The organism is Variovorax sp. efr-133-TYG-130 (genome assembly GCF_030208835.1).
GTDB lineage: Bacteria > Pseudomonadota > Gammaproteobacteria > Burkholderiales > Burkholderiaceae_C > Variovorax.
On record NZ_JARVTD010000009.1, the window covers coordinates 78,495 to 97,326 of the forward strand.

Below are 18,832 nucleotides of genomic sequence, written 5' to 3' on the forward strand. Positions count from 1 at the left end.
CGGCTAGCCCGCGTGCGGCAGGTCCCACGCGGGCACTTCGGTGAAGCGCCCGGCCAGGAAGTCGAGCATGGTGCGCAAGGTGGCCGGCATGTGCTTGCGCGAGGCGTACACCGCGTACATGCCCACCACCTGCGGCTCGAAATCGGGAAAGAGCCGCACCAGTTCCCCCTTCTGCAGCAGCTCCGACGTGAGGTAGGTCGGCAGCATCGCGATGCCTGCTCCCGCCCGTGCCAGGTACATCAGGCTGGCTGCATCGTTGGTCGATACGTTGCCGCCCACGGCCACCGAAACCGGCTCCCCGTCCTCCTTGCGCGTGAAGTTCCACAGGCTGCGCCCGAAATAGGAATGCGTCAGGCAATTGCGCTGAGCCAGTTCTTCCACCCGCAGCGGCCTGCCCTGCTCCTTCAGGTAGCCCGGTGAAGCGCAAACCACCGAGCGGCAATCGGTGAGTCTGCGCGCGATGAGGTTGGGGTCGATTTCCGCTGCCACCCGAATCGCGAGGTCGATGCGCTCGTCCACCAGGTTCACCGACCGATCCAGTAGCACCAGGTCGACCGCCACGCCCGGATAGAGCCGCACATAGTCGGCCACCGCCCCGGCCAGCTGCGCTTGCGCGAACGACGTGCTGGCCGTGATGCGCAGCTGCCCGCGCGGGGCCTCGGCCGGGTGACGCACCGCGGCCTGCATGTCGCCCGTGAGCTCCAGCACCTGGCGGCAGCGCGGGAGCAGTTCTTCGCCCGCCGCCGTAAGGCTCAGGCGGCGTGTCGTGCGATGCAGCAGGCGAGCGCCGGTCCACTGCTCCAGCTCGGCCACGTAACGAGTGACCACCGGGCGCGACAGGTCGAGCTTGTCGGCAGCGGCGGAAAGGCTGCCCGAATCGACCACGTTGACGAACACCCGCATTGCATTCAATCGATCCATTTGCACGATTTTAGGAATAAACAAGCGCGCAAATCGAGGTATTTCTTTCGAAAGCAGAAACCTAAGATGCGGTTCATCCCATCCACTTTCTGGAGATCACCATGAGCCACATCGCCATCATCGGCGCCACCGGACGCGCCGGCAGCCAGCTTCTCGAAGAGGCGCTGCGCCGCGGCCACACCGTCACCGCCATCGCCCGCAAGGCCGGCGCCAAGCTGGCCGGCCGCGCGAACGTCAAGGCCGTCGACCTCGACGTGCTCGACGGCGCAGCCCTCGAAAAGGCCCTGGCCGGCCACGACGCCGTGTTCAGCGCCGCGCACTTCGCCACCGTGCCGCCGGCTGCCATCATCGAACCGGTCAAGCGCGCGGGCGTGAAGCGCCTGCTGGTGGTCGGCGGCGCCGGCAGCCTGTTCGCGGCGCCCGGCCTGAAGGTGATCGACACGCCCAATTTCCCAGATGCCTACCGTGCCGAAGCCTCGGCCGGCGGCGTGTTCCTCGATGCGCTGCGCAACGAGAAGGAACTCGACTGGACTTTCCTGTCGCCTTCCGCCGAGTTCGTCGAAGGCGAGCGCACCGGCAAGTTCCGCCTGGGCAAGGACGACCTGCTGGTAAGCGCCGAGGGCCGCAGCTGGATCACCTTCGCGGACTACGCGATCGCGTTCATCGACGAGCTGGAAAAGCCCGCCCACTCCCGGCAGCGCTACACCATCGGATATTGAGGCTCACCCCCAGGCTGCGCGCACTTCGTGTCGCTTCGCCAACCCCCTTCCGGGGGCGGGCCGGCCGCTTCGGGCGGCCGTGCGCGGCGGCCCCCACGAAAGAGCCGGGCCGTAACGGAGTTAGCGGCCGGTCATGTTCTCCGGCACCACCCACTCATCGAACTGCTCGGCCGTCAGGTGGCCCGAGGCGATCGCCGCTTCGCGCAGGCTGGTGCCTTCCTTGTGCGCCTTCTTGGCGATGTAGGCCGACTTGTCATAGCCGATGTGCGTGTTCAGCGCCGTCACCAGCATCAGCGAGCGCTGCACCAGCTCGGTGATGCGTTCGCGGTTCGGCTCGATGCCCACCGCGCAGTGGTCGTTGAAGCTCACCATGCCGTCGGCCAGCAGGCGCACGCTCTGCAGGAAGTTGTGCGCGACCATGGGGCGGAACACGTTCAGCTCGAAGTTGCCCGATGCGCCGCCGATGTTGATGGCCACGTCGTTGCCGAACACCTGCGCGGCCAGCATCGTGACGGCCTCGCTCTGGGTCGGGTTGACCTTGCCCGGCATGATCGACGAGCCCGGTTCGTTTTCCGGGATGCTCAGTTCGCCGATGCCGCTGCGCGGGCCGCTGGCCAGCCAGCGCACGTCGTTGGCAATCTTGTTCATGCTGGCCGCCAGCGTCTTCAGCGCGCCGTGCGCGTGCACCAGCGCGTCGACGCTGGCCATGGCTTCGAACTTGTTCGGCGCGGTCACGAACGGCAGGCCGGTGATCTTCGCCAGCTCGGCGGCCACCTGCTCCGCGTAGCCCTTTGGCGCATTGAGCCCGGTGCCGACGGCCGTGCCGCCCAGCGCCAGTTCGCTCAGGTGCGGCAGCGCGGCGCGCACGTGCGCCTCGCCATGCGCCAGTTGCGCAACATACCCAGAGAACTCCTGGCCCAGCGTGAGGGGCGTGGCGTCCTGCAGGTGGGTGCGGCCGATCTTCACGATGTCCGCGAAGTCCTTCGACTTCTGCTCCAGCGTGCCGCGCAGCTTGGCGATGGCCGGCAGCAGCTTGTGCGTGATGGCCTCCACCGCGGCCACATGCATGGCGGTCGGGAACACGTCGTTGCTCGACTGGCTGCGGTTCACGTCGTCGTTCGGGTGCACGAGCCGGCCTTCGCCGCGCTCGCCGCCGAGCAACTCGCTCGCGCGGTTGGCCAGCACCTCGTTGACGTTCATGTTGGTCTGCGTGCCCGAGCCGGTCTGCCAGACCACCAGCGGGAACTCGCCCGGGTGCTTGCCGGCGATGACTTCGTCGGCTGCCGCCACGATGGCGTTGGTCTTCTTCTCGTCCTGCAGCCCCAGCGCGTGGTTGACCACGGCCGAAGCCCGCTTCACCTGGGCCAGCGCCTTGATGATTTCGCGCGGCTGCTGCTCGCCGGAAATGTCGAAGTTCTGCAGCGAGCGCTGCGTTTGCGCGCCCCACAGCTTGTCGGCCGGCACGTCGATCGGTCCGAAGGTGTCGCGCTCGGCACGGGTCTTGGGGGAAGTCGTCATGAGAAAAAGCTCCGCATTCAAGAAAATCGCGCCGCTTTCCGGCGCGACGCAGAGTATCGCGCCAATAGGAGTAGCTCTCATCTGACGAGGCCATTGCGCCGCCGCTGACAGCTTGATACCTGCCCGCACCTTGACCTCATCATGCCGAAAAGTTATGATCTTGGTCTTCTGACGACCGGCAAGTCATGATGATGACAGCGCCGGTCAAGCCTTCACTACTCGCGGATCACCGAATCCCGTCGCGGTGCAAGGTTCCCCCGCCGGGCCCAGCCCGGCGACCCGGGCGGATCTTTCCGTCCCCATTGCCACGCCAAGCTCATCCAGGCGGCGCCCCTCGACCAGGCCCGCCGCTCTGCGAATGAAGCATCCGGCGGGCACTGGTTTCGTCGCCAAGTCGTCTTCAGTGCCTGTCGGCAGCCCATCGAATGGGCTGGGGCGTGGTCGCGTCGTCCTTTCGGGGGCGGCGATCTGTCAACCCTTCACACGAAAGGAGCCCCGACGTATGGCCAAAGGAATTCTCATCGACCATGTCTTCAAGGTGTTCGGCGACGAGCCCGAACAGGCACTGGAACTGGTCCGGCAAGGTCTGTCCAAGAAAGAAATCCTGGCCCGCACCGGCCAGTCGATCGGCGTGTTCGACGCCACTTTCGAAATCCAGGCCGGAGAAATCTTCGTCATCATGGGGCTCTCGGGTTCGGGCAAGTCGACGCTGGTGCGCCTGCTGAACCGGCTGATCGAACCGACCGCGGGCCGCATCGTGATCGACGGCGCCGACATCAACGAACACTCCGATGCACGCCTGCGCGCGCTGCGCCGCAAGGACATCAGCATGGTGTTCCAGTCGTTCGCGCTGATGCCGCACATGACGGTGCGCGAGAACACCGCGTTCGGCCTCGAGCTCTCGGGCACCGGCAAGAAGGAGCGCCTCGCGCAGGCCGACAAGGCGCTGGCGCAGGTGGGCCTGGCCGGCTGGGGCGCCAGCTACCCGGACGAGCTTTCCGGCGGCATGCAGCAGCGCGTGGGCCTGGCGCGCGCGCTGGCCTCCGACCCGTCGATCCTGCTGATGGACGAGGCCTTCTCGGCGCTCGACCCGATCATCCGCACCGAAATGCAGTCGGAGCTGCTGCGGCTGCAGCAGGAGCAGCGCCGCACCATCGTCTTCATCTCGCACGACCTCGACGAGGCCATGCGCATCGGCGACCGCATCGCGATCATGAAAGACGGCCAGGTGATCCAGGTCGGCACGCCCGACGAGATCCTGCGCAGCCCCGCCAACGACTACGTGCGCAGCTTCGTGCGCGGCGTGGATGCGGCCGCCGTGTTCAAGGCCGGCGACATCGCGCGCAAGCAGCTCACCGTGGTCAGCGAGCACCCCGAGCGCGGTGCGCGCGCGGCGCTCAAGCAGCTGGAAGACCAGGACCGCGACTTCGCCTACGTGACCAGCCCGAACAAGCGCTACCTGGGCACCGTGTCCGCCGACACCCTGCGCGCGGCGCTCGACGGCCACTCCGGCGCGCTGGGCCTGCGGCACGCGTTCCTCAATGACCTCGGCGTGATCGAAGCCGACGCACCCGTGGCCGGCCTTTTCGGGCAGGTGGGCCAGGCCCCTTGCGCGGTGCCGGTGGTGGCCGCCGACGGCCGCTTCTGCGGTGCGATCAGCAAGACGACGCTGCTGAAGTTCCTCGACCGCGACACACCGCCGATCGACCCCGCACACCAGCCGCAGCAGCAACCCGCCGCCGTGCCCGCAGCGGCAGCCGCCACGGCCTGACCGATTTCGAAGGACCTCCTGATGAACGACACCACAATGCCCTCCGAACTCGCGCCCCTGAACGACGCTGCTTCCATGCTCGCGACGCCCGCACCGGTGACGACGCCGGTCGACCCCTGGGAAGCCCTGTCCGCCGCGCCCGACCCCGCGTCGACCAGCGCCTGGCTCGACGCACCCGCGCCCGCCAATGCGGCGCACCAGCTGGCCGGCCAGGCCGACGCCGCCAGCGGCGGCTTCCAGCTGCACCGCCTGTGGGACGGCTCGCTGCCCGTCGAGGCCTGGATCAACCAGGGCCTGGGCTGGGTGGTCGAGCACTTCCGCCCCTTCTTCCAGACCGTGCGCCTGCCCATCGACAGCACGCTCAACTCGGTGCAGAGCCTGCTGACCGGCCTGCCCACGCTCGCGATGATTGCGCTGATCGGCCTGTTCGCCTGGCAGTTCGCCGGCCGCGCGCTGGCCATCGGCACCACCGTGGCGCTGCTGCTGGTGGCCATGCTGGGCATCTGGCCCGAGGCGATGGTGACGCTGTCGCTGGTTCTGACCTCGCTGGTCTTCTGCATGGTCATCGGCCTGCCGCTGGGCGTGCTGCTGGCCAGCAGCGACCGGGCGCAGCGGATCATGCGGCCGGTGCTCGACGCGATGCAGACCACGCCCGCCTTCGTGTACCTGGTGCCGGTGGTGATGCTGTTCGGCATCGGCAACGTGCCCGGGGTGATCGTCACCATCGTCTTCGCGCTGGCCCCGCTGGTGCGCCTGACCAACCTCGGCCTGCGCCAGGTGCGTCCCGACCTCATCGAGGCCGCGCGCGCCTACGGCGCCTCGCCCTGGCAGATGCTGGTGAAGGTGCAGCTGCCGCTGGCCATGCCGTCGATCATGGCGGGCATCAACCAGGCGCTGATGCTGTCGCTGTCGATGGTGGTGATCGCCTCGATGATCGCCGTGGGCGGCCTGGGCCAGATGGTGCTTCGCGGCATCGGCCGGCTCGACATGGGCCTGGCGACCGTGGGCGGCCTGGGCATCGTGCTGCTGGCGATCTCGCTGGACCGCCTGACGCAGGCCATGGGCAAGTCGCGCCGCGCCGGCGGCCGCCGCTGGTGGCACACCGGGCCGGCGGGCTTCGCGCTGCGCGTGCTGCAACGCGCCGTGGCGCCGGGCCGCAGCGCCGGCGAACCGGCACCCGCCCTGTCGGCCCAGGCGCGATGACCGGAGGACACCAACGCATGACGAAGAAAACCAGTCTCATCGCACGCGGCCTGCTGGCCCTTGCCTTCGTGGCCACCGGCATGGCGGCCCAGGCGGCCAACGACCTGCCCGGCAAGGGCGTGACCGTGCTGCCGCTCAAGAGTTCGCTCGCCGAAGAAGCCTTTCAGACGCTGCTGGTGATGCGCGCGCTCGAGAAGCTCGGCTACACCGTCGAGCCCATGAAAGACCTGGAGCCGGCCACCGAGCACCTGGCCATCGCCAACGGCGACGCCACCTTCATGGCCAACCACTGGAGCCTGCTGCACGCCGACTTCTACAAGAACAGCGGCGGCGACGCCAAGCTGTGGCGCAAGGGCGTTTACTCCGACGGCGCGGTGCAGGGCTACCTGATCGACCGCAAGACGGCCGAGCAGTACGGCATCAGCAACATCGCCCAGCTGAAGGACCCGGCCATCGCCAGGCTGTTCGACGCGGACGGCGACGGCAAGGCCGACCTGACGGGCTGCAACCCCGGCTGGGGCTGCGAACTGGCCATCGAGAACCACCTGACGGCCTACCGGCTGCGCGACACCGTCACCCACAAGCAAGGCAGCTACGCCGCGCTGATGGCCGACACCATCGCCCGCTTCAAGCAGGACAAGCCGGTGCTCTACTACACGTGGACGCCGTACTGGGTCAGCGCCGTGCTGCGCCCGGGTGCGGACGTGGTGTGGCTGCAGGTGCCGTTTTCCTCGTCGCAGGGCGACGGCGGGAACGTCGACACCCAGTTGCCGAACGGCAAGAACTACGGCTTCCAGGCCAACCAGGAACAGATCGTCGCGAACCGGGCCTTCGTCGAGAATAACCCTGCGGCGGGCAAGCTGTTCGAGGTCATGAAGCTGCCGATCAGCGACATCAACGCGCAGAACCTGCGCATGAGCCAGGGCGCCAACACGCAACAGGACGTGGAACGGCACACCGACGGGTGGATCAAGGCGCACCAGCAGCTGTTCGACGGGTGGATTGCCGAGGCTCGGGCCGCTGCGGCTCCCTAGGCAGTGGGCTGAGATAATCGGGGGGCGTTTCCACATTCCTAAAAAGCCCCCACCATGACGACCACGATCCAGCAGGCCGACCTGATCGAATCGATCAGCGCCGCGCTGCAGTACATCAGCTACTACCACCCCGCCGACTACATCGCCCACCTGGCCCGCGCCTACGAGCGCGAGCAGAGCCCCGCGGCCAAGGACGCCATCGCGCAGATCCTGACCAACAGCAAGATGAGCGCCACGGGCCAGCGCCCGATCTGCCAGGACACCGGCATCGTCAACGTGTTCCTCAAGGTGGGCATGGACGTACGCTGGGGCGGCTTCACCGGCAGCCTCGACGACGCCATCAACGAGGGCGTGCGCCGCGGCTACAACCACCCCGACAACACGCTGCGCGCCTCGGTCGTGGCCGATCCGCAGTTCGACCGCAAGAACACCAAGGACAACACGCCCGCGGTGATCTTCACGGAGATCGTTCCGGGCGACAAGCTCGAGGTCACGGTCGCGGCCAAGGGCGGCGGCAGCGAGAACAAGAGCAAGCTGGTCATGCTGAACCCCGGCGACAGCGTGGTCGACTGGGTGCTCAAGACCGTGCCCACCATGGGCGCCGGCTGGTGCCCGCCGGGCATGCTGGGCATCGGCATCGGCGGCACCGCCGAGAAGGCCGCCCTGATGGCCAAGGAGAGCCTGATGGACGACCTCGACATGCACGAGCTGCTGGCCAAGAAGAACTCCGGCGCCGAGCTCAGCAAGGTCGAGGCCCTGCGCGTCGAGCTCTACGAGAAGGTCAACGCGCTGGGCATCGGCGCGCAGGGCCTGGGCGGCCTTGCCACTGTGCTCGACGTGAAGATCCAGATGTACCCCACGCACGCGGCGAGCAAGCCCGTGGCGATGATCCCCAACTGCGCGGCCACCCGCCACGCGCACTTCACGATGGACGGCAGCGGCCCCGTGTACCTCGAGGCGCCGTCGCTCGACCTGTGGCCCGACGTGAACTGGGCCCCCGACGAGAAGAAGAGCAAGCGCGTCGAGCTCGACAAGCTCACGCCCGCCGAAGTGGCGAGCTGGAAGCCGGGCGACACGCTGCTGCTCAACGGCAAGATGCTCACCGGCCGCGACGCCGCGCACAAACGCATCCAGGGCATGCTGGCCAAGGGCGAGAAGCTGCCGGTGGACTTCACCAACCGCGTCATCTACTACGTCGGCCCGGTCGACCCGGTGGGGGACGAGGCCGTCGGCCCCGCCGGCCCCACCACCGCCACGCGCATGGACGGCTTCACCGAGATGATGCTGGCGCAGACCGGCCTGATCGCCATGATCGGCAAGGCCGAGCGCGGCCCGGTCGCCATCGAGGCCATCAAGAAGCACAAGAGCGCCTACCTCATGGCCGTGGGCGGCGCCGCCTACCTGGTCAGCAAGGCCATCAAGACCGCCAAGGTGGTCGGCTTCGAGGACCTGGGCATGGAAGCCATCTACGAATTCGACGTGGTCGACATGCCCGTGACGGTGGCGGTCGACGCCGGCGGCACCAGCGCGCACATCACCGGCCCGGCCGAGTGGCAGAAGCGCATCGCCAGCGGCGAGTTCAAGACCATCATGATGGAAGAAGCCTGAGTTGAGCCCGATAGGCGTCTTCGACAGCGGGGTCGGCGGCCTCAGCGTGCTGGACGCGCTGCGGGCCGAGTTGCCGCAAGAGAACTTCGTCTACTTCGCCGACACGGCCTACGCGCCCTACGGCGAACGCGGGGACGCCTACGTGATCGAGCGCTCGCGCGCGGTGGTCGAACAGCTGCGGCGCGAGCACGGCATCAAGGCGCTGGTGGTCGCATGCAACACGGCCACGACCGCCGCCATCCACCTCATGCGCGCCGAGCACGCCGACTTGCCGATCGTCGGGCTGGAGCCCGGCCTCAAGCCCGCCGTGGCGGCAAGCCGAACGGGGCATGTCTCGGTGATGGCCACGCGCGGCACGCTGGCCAGCGCCAAGTACGCGGCCTTGCGCGCATCGTTCGCCGGCTCGGCCGAGGTGCGATCGGTGCCCTGCGACGGGCTGGTGAAGGCCATCGAAGGCTTCGACGCGGCAGGCATCTCCGCACTGTGCGAGCGCTACATGCAAGAGGCCGGGCCTTTCGGCGACGGCCCCACGCAGGTCGACACGGTCGTGCTGGGCTGCACCCACTATCCGCTCGTGAAGGACGAACTGCGCCGGCATGCGCCGTCCTCGCTGCGTTTCATAGACACCGGGGTGCCGGTCGCGCAACAGACGCGGCGCCTGCTGGCTTCGGCAGGCCGGCTCGCGGACAACGGCCACGGCGGGCTGCGCCTGGAAAGCAGCGGCGATGTCGCCGTGCTCGAAGCCGCCGCGGCGCGCTGGCTCGGGCTTGCTGCCGGCGCGTTCACTTCAGCCTGATCGGACTTCATCATCTCCATGCGTTCCCAGATGCGCCGCGCCGCCCTCTTCCTGAGCCTTCTGCTGGCCGCGGGCCTGAGCCACGCGGCCTGCGAGAGCGGGCTGGCCGAACGCATGCACGCCAAGCTGTACCCCAAGCGCCCGCTCGACGAACGGCTGGCGGCGTGCAAGGTCTGGCCGGCCTTTCCGGGGCGCAGCATCGTTGTGCTGCCGCTGCCCCGCGAGACCACCGACAACGGCGCCAAGGTGTTCGACCTCGAGTTGCTGCTGATCCAGAGGCCCGACAACGGCAACACCGAGCGCGACGTGGTGATCGGCCGGCTTCTGCAGCCCGAGGCGCTCGACGAAGACGCCACCACGTCGATCCAGGACATCCGCATCGACACCTCGCGCTACGTGCTGGCGTCCGACGCCCGCGCCTTCGGCGTGCGCGTGCGCTACCGGGGCACCAGCGCGCCCGGCAGCCCGCTGGCCAGCGAGACGGTGCGCCTGTACGTGCAGCACGGCAAGCAATTCCGCCAGGTGCTGCAGGAGGTCGAGCTCGACCACGACAACGGGGGATGGGATTCGACCTGCACCGGTCACTTCGAGAAGCTGCGCACGATGCTGTCGGTCGGCAAGGCGACGAGCAACGGCTTTGCCGACCTGCAGCTGTCGCGCACGCTGGTGCAAAGCCGCGCGCAGCAGGAGGAAGACCAGGGGTGCGTGGAGAAGGCGCTGCCCGCGAAGTTCAGCACCGTGACGCTGCGCTACGACGGCGAGCGCTTCAAGGTGCCGAAGTCGCTGCTGCGCCAGGCACCCTGAAGTCTTTCCGGCCTCAGTGCAGGTGACGCGGACGGCGGCCGCCGCCGTGTCCACCGCCGCTGCCCCCGCTGCCGGGGCCACCCGTGCCGCGCGGGCGCTTGCCGATCTCCAAAGAGTTCACCAGGGCGTCGAAACGGTCGCTGAAGAGGCGATCGATCTCGGAGACGACCCCACCCAGCTCGGCGCCGTCGAAGTGGCGCTCCATGAGGTTCACGACGTCTTCCACCAGCAGGTCGCGCTGTACCTGCATGATGGCGGCCGGGTTGGGGCCCACGAACAGCATCAGGAAGTCGTCGCGCGACTCTTCTTCAGGGTCGCCCTCTTCCTCGTCGAAGTCGGTGTCGTAGAACGTGACCTCGATGGCCGCGCCGCGCTCCGACAGCTCGTTCAGGCCCATGCACATCTCGTCGAGCGCCTGGCGGAAGTCTTCGTCGCCCGGCACCGTCCAGCAGATCTGGAGCATGTGGTCCTTCTGCTCGAAGCGGATGCCCGGCTCTTCTTCGTAGGTGCTGGTGGCGCCGTCGGCCAGCGACTTGGCGCCAGCGTACTTCCACAGAGGCTTGAGCGCCTCCTGGATCTGGTCGAAGCTCACGTCCGCACGCAACGGCACATCGCCGTGCACATGGATCTCAAATGGAGCGTTGTAGCGAGGCATCGAATGCTCCCTTGTAAATGTGGTACCCGGAACGGGGGTCGAACCCGTATGCCCCGATTAAGGAAGCGGCGGATTTTAAGTCCGATGTGTCTACCAATTTCACCATCCGGGCGTCAGGTTGAACATCGACGATAACCCAAACAAAACAAGCCCCGGCAACGTGGGTTGGCGGGGCTTGGTGGTCGGGGTCGAATCGAGTTGAACGAGAAGGTGGAGGCGCGACCCGGAGTCGAACCGGGCTAGACGGATTTGCAATCCGTTGCATAACCGCTTTGCTATCGCGCCACGCAGAAAAACGAAATCGACCTAGCGAAAAAAAGGGAAGCTGGAGCTTCCCTTTTTCAAAACTGGAGCGGGAAAAGAGTCTCGAACTCTCGACCTCAACCTTGGCAAGGTTGCGCTCTACCAACTGAGCTATTCCCGCGTTTCGAGCCTCGAATTATATACCAATATTTCGGGGCTCCGAAAGTTTTGCGATCAATCGATCGATCAATGTTTGACGGAGCCCTCGGAAGCCGGCGCCGCCGCGCGCTGCTTGGCCAGTTCGGCCACTGCAGCAGCCGATGCGGCCACTTCTTCGTCGGACAGCGGCTCGGGCATCTTCTCCAGCGCGATCTCGAGCACCTTGTCGATCCACTTCACGGGGACGATCTCGAGGCCGTTCTTCACGTTCTCGGGAATGTCCTGCAGGTCCTTGGCGTTCTCTTCCGGGATCAGCACGGTCTTGATGCCGCCGCGCAGCGCGGCCAGCAGCTTTTCCTTCAGGCCGCCGATGGCCGTCACCTCGCCGCGCAGCGTGATCTCGCCGGTCATCGCGACATCGCTGCGCACGGGGATGCCCGTGAGCGCCGACACGAAGGCCGTCGTCATTGCAGCGCCCGCGCTCGGGCCGTCCTTGGGCGTGGCGCCGTCGGGCACGTGGATGTGGATGTCGCGCTTCTCGAACACCTCGTCCTTGATGCCGAGGCGGCGCGAGCGGCTGCGCACCACGGTGCGCGCGGCCTCGACCGATTCCTTCATCACGTCGCCCAGCGAACCCGTGCGGCTGATCACGCCCTTGCCGGGCATGGTCACGGCCTCGATCGTCAGCAGGTCGCCGCCGACTTCGGTCCACGCAAGGCCGACCACCTGGCCGACCTGGTTCTGCTTCTCGGCGAGGCCGAAGCTGTACTTGCGCACGCCCAGGAACTCGTTGAGGTTCGCGCCGTCGACCGTGACCTTCGGCTTGAGCTGCTTGAGCAACAGGCCCTTCACCACCTTGCGGCAGATCTTGGACAGCTCGCGCTCGAGCGAACGCACACCCGCTTCACGCGTGTAGTAGCGCACGATGTCGCGCACGGCCTCTTCGGTGACGAAGAGTTCTTCGTCCTTCACGCCGTTGTTCTTCATCTGCTTGGGCAGCAGGTACTTGATCGCGATGTTGGTCTTCTCGTCCTCGGTGTAGCCCGAGAGGCGGATGACTTCCATGCGGTCCAGCAGCGCCGGCGGAATGTTCATCGAGTTCGAGGTGGCGACGAACATCACGTCGCTCAGGTCGAAGTCGACTTCCACGTAGTGGTCGCCGAAAGTGTGGTTCTGCTCGGGGTCGAGCACCTCGAGCAGCGCGCTCGACGGGTCGCCACGGAAGTCCGTGCCCAGCTTGTCGATCTCGTCGAGCAGGAACAGCGGATTGCGCGTGCCGATCTTGCTCAGCCCCTGCAGCACCTTGCCCGGCAGCGCGCCGATGTAGGTACGGCGGTGGCCGCGGATCTCGGCTTCGTCGCGCATGCCGCCCAGCGCCATGCGGGTGTACTTGCGGCCGGTCGCCTTGGCGATCGACTGCCCGAGCGAGGTCTTGCCCACGCCCGGCGGGCCCACGAGGCACAGGATCGGCGCCTTGACCTTGTCCACGCGCTGCTGCACCGCGAGATATTCGAGGATGCGGTCCTTGACCTTCTCCAGGCCGTAGTGGTCGGCGTTGAGCACGGCTTCGGCATTGGCCAAGTCGTGCTTGATCTTGGTCTTCTTGCTCCAGGGCAGGCCGATCAGCACGTCGATGTAGTTGCGCACCACGGTGGCCTCGGCCGACATGGGCGACATGAGCTTGAGCTTCTTGAGCTCGCCCTCGGCCTTCTTCAGGCCTTCCTTGGACATCTTCGCGAGCTTGATCTTCTTCTCGATCTCCTCGATGTCCGCGCCCTCTTCGCCTTCGCCGAGCTCCTTCTGGATGGCCTTGACCTGCTCGTTGAGGTAGAAGTCGCGCTGGTTCTTTTCCATCTGGCGCTTCACGCGGCCGCGGATCTTCTTGTCGACGTTCAGGATGTCGACTTCGCGCTCGAGCTGGCCGAACAGGTTTTCCAGGCGGGCCTTGACGTCGTCGAGGTCCAGCACGGCCTGCTTGTTGTCGAGCTTGAGCGGCAGGTGCGCGGCGATGGTGTCCGCCAGGCGGCCCGGATCGTCGATGCTCGAGATCGAGGTCAGGATCTCGGGCGGAATCTTCTTGTTCAGCTTGACGTACTGGTCGAACTGCTGCATCACCGCGCGGCGCAGCGCCTCGACCTCGGTTCCCTTCTCGCCGCCTTCAGGCGCCTCGACGGGCGTCACGTTGGCCGAGAAATGGGTTTCGCCGTCATCGATGCGGTTCACGCGGGCGCGCTGCTGGCCTTCGACCAGCACCTTCACCGTGCCGTCGGGCAGCTTGAGCATCTGCAGGATGGTCGAGACGCAACCGACCTCGAACATGTCCTCGACCGAGGGCTCGTCCTTGGCGGCGGCCTTCTGCGCCACCAGCATGATGCGGCGCTCCGCTTCCATGGCCAGTTCGAGCGCCTTGATGCTCTTGGGGCGACCCACGAACAGCGGGATCACCATGTGGGGAAACACCACGACGTCGCGCAGCGGCAGCAGCGGCAGGTCGAGGGCTTCGGGAGGCAGAGGGGTATGGCCAGACATGCAGATCCTTCGCGTCTTTGGCTTTAAGCCTTTTTCGCAGCTTCGCGGTACACGAGCAGCGGGGGCTTGTTTTCGTCGATGGTCGATTCCTCGACCACCACCTTGTCGACATTGGTCGCGTTAGGCAATTCGAACATGGTGTCGATCAGCGACTGTTCAAGGATCGAACGCAGGCCGCGTGCACCGGTCTTGCGGGCCAGGGCCTTGCGAGCGATCGCCTTGAGCGCCGCCGGGCGGATTTCGAGGTCCACGCCCTCCATCTGCAGCAGCTTGGTGAACTGCTTCACCACGGCGTTCTTGGGCTCGGTCAGGATCTGGACCAGCGCATCCTCGCTGAGTTCCGCGAGCGACGCGACCACGGGCATGCGGCCCACGAGTTCGGGGATCAGGCCGAACTTGATCAGGTCTTCGGGCTCGACTTCGCGGAACACCTCGGTGATGCTGCGCTGCTGCTTGCTCTTGACCGACGCGCCGAAGCCGATACCCGAGGCCTCGGTGCGGTTTTCGATGACCTTTTCCAGGCCGGCGAAGGCGCCGCCGCAGATGAACAGGATGTTGGTCGTGTCGATCTGCAGGAAGTCTTGGTTCGGGTGCTTGCGCCCGCCCTGCGGCGGCACGCTGGCCATGGTGCCTTCGATGAGCTTCAGCAGGGCCTGCTGCACGCCCTCGCCCGATACGTCGCGGGTGATCGAGGGGTTGTCGGACTTGCGCGAGATCTTGTCGATTTCGTCGATGTAGACGATGCCGCGCTGGGCGCGCTCGACTTCGTAGTTGCAGCTCTGCAGCAGCTTCTGGATGATGTTCTCGACGTCTTCGCCCACGTAGCCGGCTTCGGTCAGCGTGGTGGCGTCGGCCATCACGAAGGGCACGTCGAGCATGCGAGCCAGCGTTTGCGCCAGCAGCGTCTTGCCCGAGCCCGTGGGACCGATCAGCAGGATGTTGCTCTTGTTGAGCTCGACGTCCTCGCCCTTGGCCTTTTCCTTGTGGCGCAGGCGCTTGTAGTGGTTGTAGACCGCCACCGACAGCATGCGCTTGGCCGGCTCCTGGCCGATAACGTAGTTGTCGAGGTTGGTCTTGATCTCGAGCGGCGTCGGCAGGTCGCTGCGTGCCTCGCGCGCTTCTTCACCCGCGGGCAGTTCGTCGCGGATGATCTCGTTGCAAAGGTCGATGCACTCGTCGCAGATGAAGACCGAAGGGCCCGCGATCAGCTTCTTGACCTCATGCTGGCTCTTGCCGCAGAACGAGCAATAAAGCGTTTTTTCGCTGGAGGAGCCTTTTTTTTCGGCCATGGACAGATGCCTCGTTACAGGGTAGGGACAATGATAACTAAACAAAAACGGCGTTTCCCGTAAGGAAAACGCCGTTTCTGCCATTTGTTGGCGCCACCGGCGCCGGACTTCAACCGCGCTTGGCGACGACCTGGTCGACCAGGCCGTAGTCCTTGGCCTCGTCGGCAGTGAGGAAATAGTCGCGCTCGGTATCGGCCTTGACCTTTTCCAGCGGCTGGCCGGTGCGTTCGGCCAGGATGCGGTTCATCTGGTCCTTGGTGCGCAGGATGTCGCGTGCATGGATCTCGATGTCGGTCGCCTGGCCGCGTGCGCCGCCGAGCACCTGGTGGATCATGATCTTGGAGTTGGGCAGCGAGAAGCGCTTGCCCTTCTCGCCGGCCGCCAGCAGGAAGGCGCCCATGCTGGCCGCGAAGCCCAGGCACATGGTCGACACGTCGGGCTTGATGAACTGCATGGTGTCGTAGATTGCCATGCCGGCGCTCACGCTGCCGCCCGGGGAGTTGATGTAGAACGAGATGTCCTTGTCCGGGTTCTCGCTCTCGAGGAACAGCAGCTGCGCCACCACGAGATTGGCCGTCTGGTCGTTGACCTCGCCCACCAGGAAAATGATGCGCTCCTTGAGGAGGCGCGAGTAGATGTCATAAGACCGCTCGCCGCGGCCCGATTGCTCGATGACCATCGGGACCATGCCGAGGCCTTGGATTTCCTGTGCGCTCATGAATTTGCTCTCCGGAAAGTGAAATCGTTCGCTGTTTATTAACTGTACGCCTGAGTGAAATGGGGCTCGTGCCGCAAAGCACAAGCCCCATTGGCGTAGCGGGCGAAGACGGAAATCAGCCCTGCTGCTGCGCCATCAGTTCGTCGAACGACACCGACTTTTCATTGACCTTGGCCTTGCCCAGGACGAAGTCGGTCACGTTGTTCTCGATGACCACGGCTTCGACTTCGGCCAGGCGGTTGTTGTCGCTGAAGTACCAGCGCACCACGTCGGCCGGCTTCTCGTAGCTGGCAGCCAGCTCGTCGATGTGGGCCTTGATCTGCTCGGGCTTGGCCTGCAGGTTGTTGGCACGCACCAGTTCGGCCACCACCAGGCCCAGGCGCACGCGACGCTCGGCTTGCGGGCGGAACACTTCGTCGGGGATCGGTGCCTTGTCGGCGTCCTTGATGCCGCGCTGCTTCAGTTCGGCGCGGGCGCCTTCGACCATGCGGTTCACTTCGGCTTGCACGCTGGCGTTGGGCAGGTCGAGTTCGGCGTTGGCCACCAGGGCGTCCATCACGGCGTTCTTGTTGCGTGCCAGCAGGCGGAACTTCACTTCGCGCTCGAGGTTGCGCTTGATGTCGGCGCGCAGGCCTTCCACGGTGGCTTCGGCGATGCCGAGCGACTTGGCGAGCTGTTCGTTGACTTCCGGCAGGTGCGAGGCTTCGATCTTCTTCACGGTCACGAGGAAGTCGGCTTGCTTGCCGGCCACGTCCTTGCCGTGGTAGTCGGCCGGGAACGACAGCGGGAAGGTGCGGCTGTCGCCGGACTTCATGCCACGCACGGCGTCTTCGAATTCCTTGAGCATCTGGCCTTCGCCGACGATGAACTGGAAGTCTTCGGCCTTGCCGCCCTGGAAGGGCTCGCCGTCGATCTTGCCTTCGAAGTCGACCGTCACGCGGTCGCCATCTTGCGCCACGGCGTCTTGGGCGCGCTGGGCGAAGGTGCGGCGTTGCTTGCGAAGGATGTCGAGGGTCTTGTCGATGGCGTCGTCGCCCACTTCGGCCGAGAGCTTCTCGACCTCGGCACCCGACAGGTCGTTGATCTTGACTTCAGGGAACACTTCGAAGACCGCGTCGAAGGCCAGTTCGCCTTCGGGTGCGTTTTCCTTCTCGGTGATGCGGGGCTGGCCGGCGACACGCAGCTTGGCTTCGTTCGCGGCTTGCGAGAAGGCTTCGCCGACCTTGTCGTTCATGACTTCGTAGTGCACCGAGTAGCCATAGCGCTGGGCCACGACGTTCATCGGCACCTTGCCGGGACGGAAGCCGTCCATCTTGACGGTGCGCGCGAGCTTCTTGAGGCGCGAATCGACTTCGGACTGGATGGTGCCGACCGGCAGGGTCAGCGTGATCTTGCGTTCGAGCTTCTCGAGAGTTTCAACGGTCACGGTCATGATGTCTTCCTGGTAAGGGGGCTGTGCGCGGGGCCTGCATCTTTTTATCAATACAGATCAAGGACTTACACGCGCTGGCGGGATTTATGCGGAGGCACGCGGGTGCCGCCTGCAAAACTGGGCAACCCGGGATTCTAATCCGGCGGGAAAGCGGGTTTTCACGGGGTTGAAGCGCGGGGCGATCGGCGGTCAGGTTTGGCCAATATTCGGGTCGTACAGTGACTCTCGATTCATCCTCACTCACAGGGATGCACAGGAAAATTCTCATGATCCAGCGAATGTTTGCCGCCCTCGCCCTCAGCCTTGCCGTGGCATTCGGCATGCCCTCCCTCGCGCAGGCCAGGACCGACGCGCCGGCTCCGAAAGACCCGACCATCCAGCAGATCTACGAGGCCGCCAACGGCGGCCGGATGTCCGACGCCGACGCGATGATCGCGAAGGTGCTGAAAGACCACCCCGACAGCGCGAAAGCGCATTTCGTGCACTCCGAGCTGCTCGCGGCCGAAGGCAGGCTCGACGACGCGAGAAGCGAACTCGCCAAGGCGAAGGCGCTGTCGCCCGCACTCGACTTCGCCAAACCCGAGGCCGTCGAAAGGCTCACGAACAAGCTCGACAAGCCGGCGCCGCAGGCCAGGAGCACGCCCTCCCGCGTGAGCGAGCCCGCTGCGCCGGCACCGCGCGCCGCCGAGAGCCGGACGAGTTCCGTGCCGTGGATGCCCATCGCCCTGCTGGGGCTGCTGGTCGTCGGCTACCTCGCCTTCCGGCGCCGGGTCGCGCCGCCCGCCGCACCGGCCGCCCCGTCGTACGGCCCCGGGCCGGGCATGCCCGGCATGCAGCAAGGTGCGCCGGCGGGCTATGGAAACTATGGAAACTACGGCCCGGGCGGCAACTGGACGCCCGCGCCGCCGCCCGCCGCCAGCCCCGGCATGGGCCTCGGCTCGGCCCTTGCCACGGGTGCGGCCGTGGGCGTCGGCGCGATGGTCGCGCAAGAGGCGGTTCGCCACTGGATGCACGGCAGCGACAACAACTGCGTGATCGACAACAGGGACAGTGGCACGACCCGCATCGCAGACAACGGCAACACCGAAATGGGCCGCGGCCTCTGGCCCTCGTCGACCACCCCGGAGCCCGACCGCATCGTCGACAACGACTTCGGCATCAAGGACACGAGTTCCTGGGACGACTCGAGCGGCGGCGGCAGTTTCGACAGCGGCAGCGACAGCAGCAGCGACAACGACTGGTAAAAGAGCCCGCCGAAAAGAAAAAGCCCCGTTCCTCACGAAACGGGGCTTTTTCAACTGCTCGATAGAACGGGCTACTTAGCAGAGGGCTGGTGCGCGGGGCCGGACTCGAACCGGCACGTTCTTGCGAACGTCAGGACCTAAACCTGGTGCGTCTACCAATTTCGCCACCCGCGCGATGCCAATCTTTTC

15 protein-coding genes and 4 tRNA genes are annotated in these 18,832 nt (G+C 66.1%); 8 read left to right on the top strand and 11 right to left on the bottom strand.

Translation table 11 applies throughout. From position 1 onward, the window contains the following. Window positions 1–3: 3 nt before the first annotated feature. Window positions 4–921, bottom strand: a complete 918-nt coding sequence (locus QRN67_RS10815) for a LysR family transcriptional regulator (protein ID WP_285411757.1) — start codon at window positions 919–921, stop codon at window positions 4–6. Between the two features lie 101 nt (window positions 922–1,022). Between QRN67_RS10815 and QRN67_RS10820 the strand changes: the two genes are divergently transcribed. Then, window positions 1,023–1,640, top strand: a complete 618-nt coding sequence (locus tag QRN67_RS10820) for an NAD(P)-dependent oxidoreductase (RefSeq protein WP_285411759.1) — start codon at window positions 1,023–1,025, stop codon at window positions 1,638–1,640. 120 nt (window positions 1,641–1,760) lie between these two features. Here QRN67_RS10820 and fumC read toward each other — a convergent pair whose 3' ends face one another. Next, window positions 1,761–3,158, bottom strand: coding sequence for a class II fumarate hydratase (gene fumC / locus QRN67_RS10825; RefSeq protein WP_106934745.1), 1,398 nt, complete (start codon window positions 3,156–3,158; stop codon window positions 1,761–1,763). Between the two features lie 502 nt (window positions 3,159–3,660). On the opposite strand from fumC, the gene proV reads away from it, so the two are divergent. From proV to QRN67_RS10855, 6 genes are read left to right on the top strand one after another with little or no spacing between them, the layout of a single operon-like run. After that, window positions 3,661–4,929: a glycine betaine/L-proline ABC transporter ATP-binding protein ProV gene (gene proV / locus QRN67_RS10830; RefSeq protein WP_081270872.1), complete on the top strand. Its 1,269-nt coding sequence runs from the start codon at window positions 3,661–3,663 to the stop codon at window positions 4,927–4,929. Window positions 4,930–4,950: 21 nt separating this feature from the next. Next, entirely contained in the window at window positions 4,951–6,132 is a 1,182-nt protein-coding gene (gene proW / locus QRN67_RS10835; protein WP_285411763.1) for a glycine betaine/L-proline ABC transporter permease ProW, read from the top strand. Between the two features lie 17 nt (window positions 6,133–6,149). Continuing rightward, complete coding sequence (gene proX / locus QRN67_RS10840; protein ID WP_285411764.1) at window positions 6,150–7,166, top strand: glycine betaine/L-proline ABC transporter substrate-binding protein ProX; 1,017 nt, start codon at window positions 6,150–6,152, stop codon at window positions 7,164–7,166. A 54-nt stretch (window positions 7,167–7,220) separates the two neighbouring features. Further along, window positions 7,221–8,774, top strand: coding sequence for a fumarate hydratase (locus tag QRN67_RS10845; protein WP_285411765.1), 1,554 nt, complete (start codon window positions 7,221–7,223; stop codon window positions 8,772–8,774). A 1-nt stretch (window position 8,775) separates the two neighbouring features. Next, window positions 8,776–9,570, top strand: a complete 795-nt coding sequence (gene murI / locus QRN67_RS10850) for a glutamate racemase (protein WP_285411767.1) — start codon at window positions 8,776–8,778, stop codon at window positions 9,568–9,570. Between the two features lie 18 nt (window positions 9,571–9,588). After that, window positions 9,589–10,374 (top strand): PA3715 family protein, encoded by a 786-nt coding sequence (locus QRN67_RS10855; RefSeq protein ID WP_081270876.1) that lies wholly within the window; start codon window positions 9,589–9,591, stop codon window positions 10,372–10,374. 13 nt (window positions 10,375–10,387) lie between these two features. On the opposite strand, the gene QRN67_RS10860 is transcribed toward QRN67_RS10855, so the two are convergent. From QRN67_RS10860 to tig, 8 genes are all read right to left on the bottom strand, one after another. Further along, the gene (locus tag QRN67_RS10860) at window positions 10,388–11,029 is read right to left on the bottom strand and encodes a DUF6806 family protein (protein WP_081270877.1); all 642 of its coding nucleotides are present in this window, start codon (window positions 11,027–11,029) and stop codon (window positions 10,388–10,390) included. Between the two features lie 20 nt (window positions 11,030–11,049). Then, window positions 11,050–11,141: transfer RNA gene (locus QRN67_RS10865), tRNA-Leu, on the bottom strand. 99 nt (window positions 11,142–11,240) lie between these two features. After that, window positions 11,241–11,314: transfer RNA gene (locus tag QRN67_RS10870), tRNA-Cys, on the bottom strand. Between the two features lie 63 nt (window positions 11,315–11,377). Then, window positions 11,378–11,453, bottom strand: a tRNA-Gly gene (locus QRN67_RS10875). Window positions 11,454–11,518: 65 nt separating this feature from the next. Then, on the bottom strand, window positions 11,519–13,960 hold the full coding sequence (lon, locus tag QRN67_RS10880; RefSeq protein ID WP_081270878.1) for an endopeptidase La: 2,442 nt from the start codon (window positions 13,958–13,960) through the stop codon (window positions 11,519–11,521). A gap of 23 nt (window positions 13,961–13,983) precedes the next feature. Continuing rightward, window positions 13,984–15,249 carry an ATP-dependent Clp protease ATP-binding subunit ClpX gene (clpX, locus tag QRN67_RS10885; protein ID WP_081270879.1) on the bottom strand — a complete coding sequence of 422 codons (1,266 nt, stop codon included), beginning with the start codon at window positions 15,247–15,249 and terminating at the stop codon, window positions 13,984–13,986. A 109-nt stretch (window positions 15,250–15,358) separates the two neighbouring features. Next, window positions 15,359–15,967, bottom strand: coding sequence for an ATP-dependent Clp endopeptidase proteolytic subunit ClpP (gene clpP, locus QRN67_RS10890; protein WP_081270880.1), 609 nt, complete (start codon window positions 15,965–15,967; stop codon window positions 15,359–15,361). A 115-nt stretch (window positions 15,968–16,082) separates the two neighbouring features. Next, on the bottom strand, window positions 16,083–17,399 hold the full coding sequence (gene tig, locus QRN67_RS10895) for a trigger factor (protein WP_081270881.1): 1,317 nt from the start codon (window positions 17,397–17,399) through the stop codon (window positions 16,083–16,085). 266 nt (window positions 17,400–17,665) lie between these two features. On the opposite strand from tig, the gene QRN67_RS10900 reads away from it, so the two are divergent. Then, on the top strand, window positions 17,666–18,643 hold the full coding sequence (locus QRN67_RS10900) for a tetratricopeptide repeat protein (RefSeq protein WP_285411769.1): 978 nt from the start codon (window positions 17,666–17,668) through the stop codon (window positions 18,641–18,643). 87 nt (window positions 18,644–18,730) lie between these two features. Here the strand turns inward: QRN67_RS10900 and QRN67_RS10905 are convergent. Next, window positions 18,731–18,817 (bottom strand) — tRNA-Leu (locus tag QRN67_RS10905). Window positions 18,818–18,832 lie beyond the last annotated feature (15 nt).

Coding starts and splice junctions, on each gene's coding strand:
- QRN67_RS10815 (WP_285411757.1), bottom strand. CDS start 921: ATGGATCGATTGAATGCAATGCGGGTGTTCGTCAACGTGGTCGATTCG.
- QRN67_RS10820 (WP_285411759.1), top strand. CDS start 1,023: ATGAGCCACATCGCCATCATCGGCGCCACCGGACGCGCCGGCAGCCAG.
- fumC (WP_106934745.1), bottom strand. CDS start 3,158: ATGACGACTTCCCCCAAGACCCGTGCCGAGCGCGACACCTTCGGACCG.
- proV (WP_081270872.1), top strand. CDS start 3,661: ATGGCCAAAGGAATTCTCATCGACCATGTCTTCAAGGTGTTCGGCGAC.
- proW (WP_285411763.1), top strand. CDS start 4,951: ATGAACGACACCACAATGCCCTCCGAACTCGCGCCCCTGAACGACGCT.
- proX (WP_285411764.1), top strand. CDS start 6,150: ATGACGAAGAAAACCAGTCTCATCGCACGCGGCCTGCTGGCCCTTGCC.
- QRN67_RS10845 (WP_285411765.1), top strand. CDS start 7,221: ATGACGACCACGATCCAGCAGGCCGACCTGATCGAATCGATCAGCGCC.
- QRN67_RS10855 (WP_081270876.1), top strand. CDS start 9,589: ATGCGTTCCCAGATGCGCCGCGCCGCCCTCTTCCTGAGCCTTCTGCTG.
- QRN67_RS10860 (WP_081270877.1), bottom strand. CDS start 11,029: ATGCCTCGCTACAACGCTCCATTTGAGATCCATGTGCACGGCGATGTG.
- lon (WP_081270878.1), bottom strand. CDS start 13,960: ATGTCTGGCCATACCCCTCTGCCTCCCGAAGCCCTCGACCTGCCGCTG.
- clpX (WP_081270879.1), bottom strand. CDS start 15,249: ATGGCCGAAAAAAAAGGCTCCTCCAGCGAAAAAACGCTTTATTGCTCG.
- clpP (WP_081270880.1), bottom strand. CDS start 15,967: ATGAGCGCACAGGAAATCCAAGGCCTCGGCATGGTCCCGATGGTCATC.
- tig (WP_081270881.1), bottom strand. CDS start 17,399: ATGACCGTGACCGTTGAAACTCTCGAGAAGCTCGAACGCAAGATCACG.
- QRN67_RS10900 (WP_285411769.1), top strand. CDS start 17,666: ATGATCCAGCGAATGTTTGCCGCCCTCGCCCTCAGCCTTGCCGTGGCA.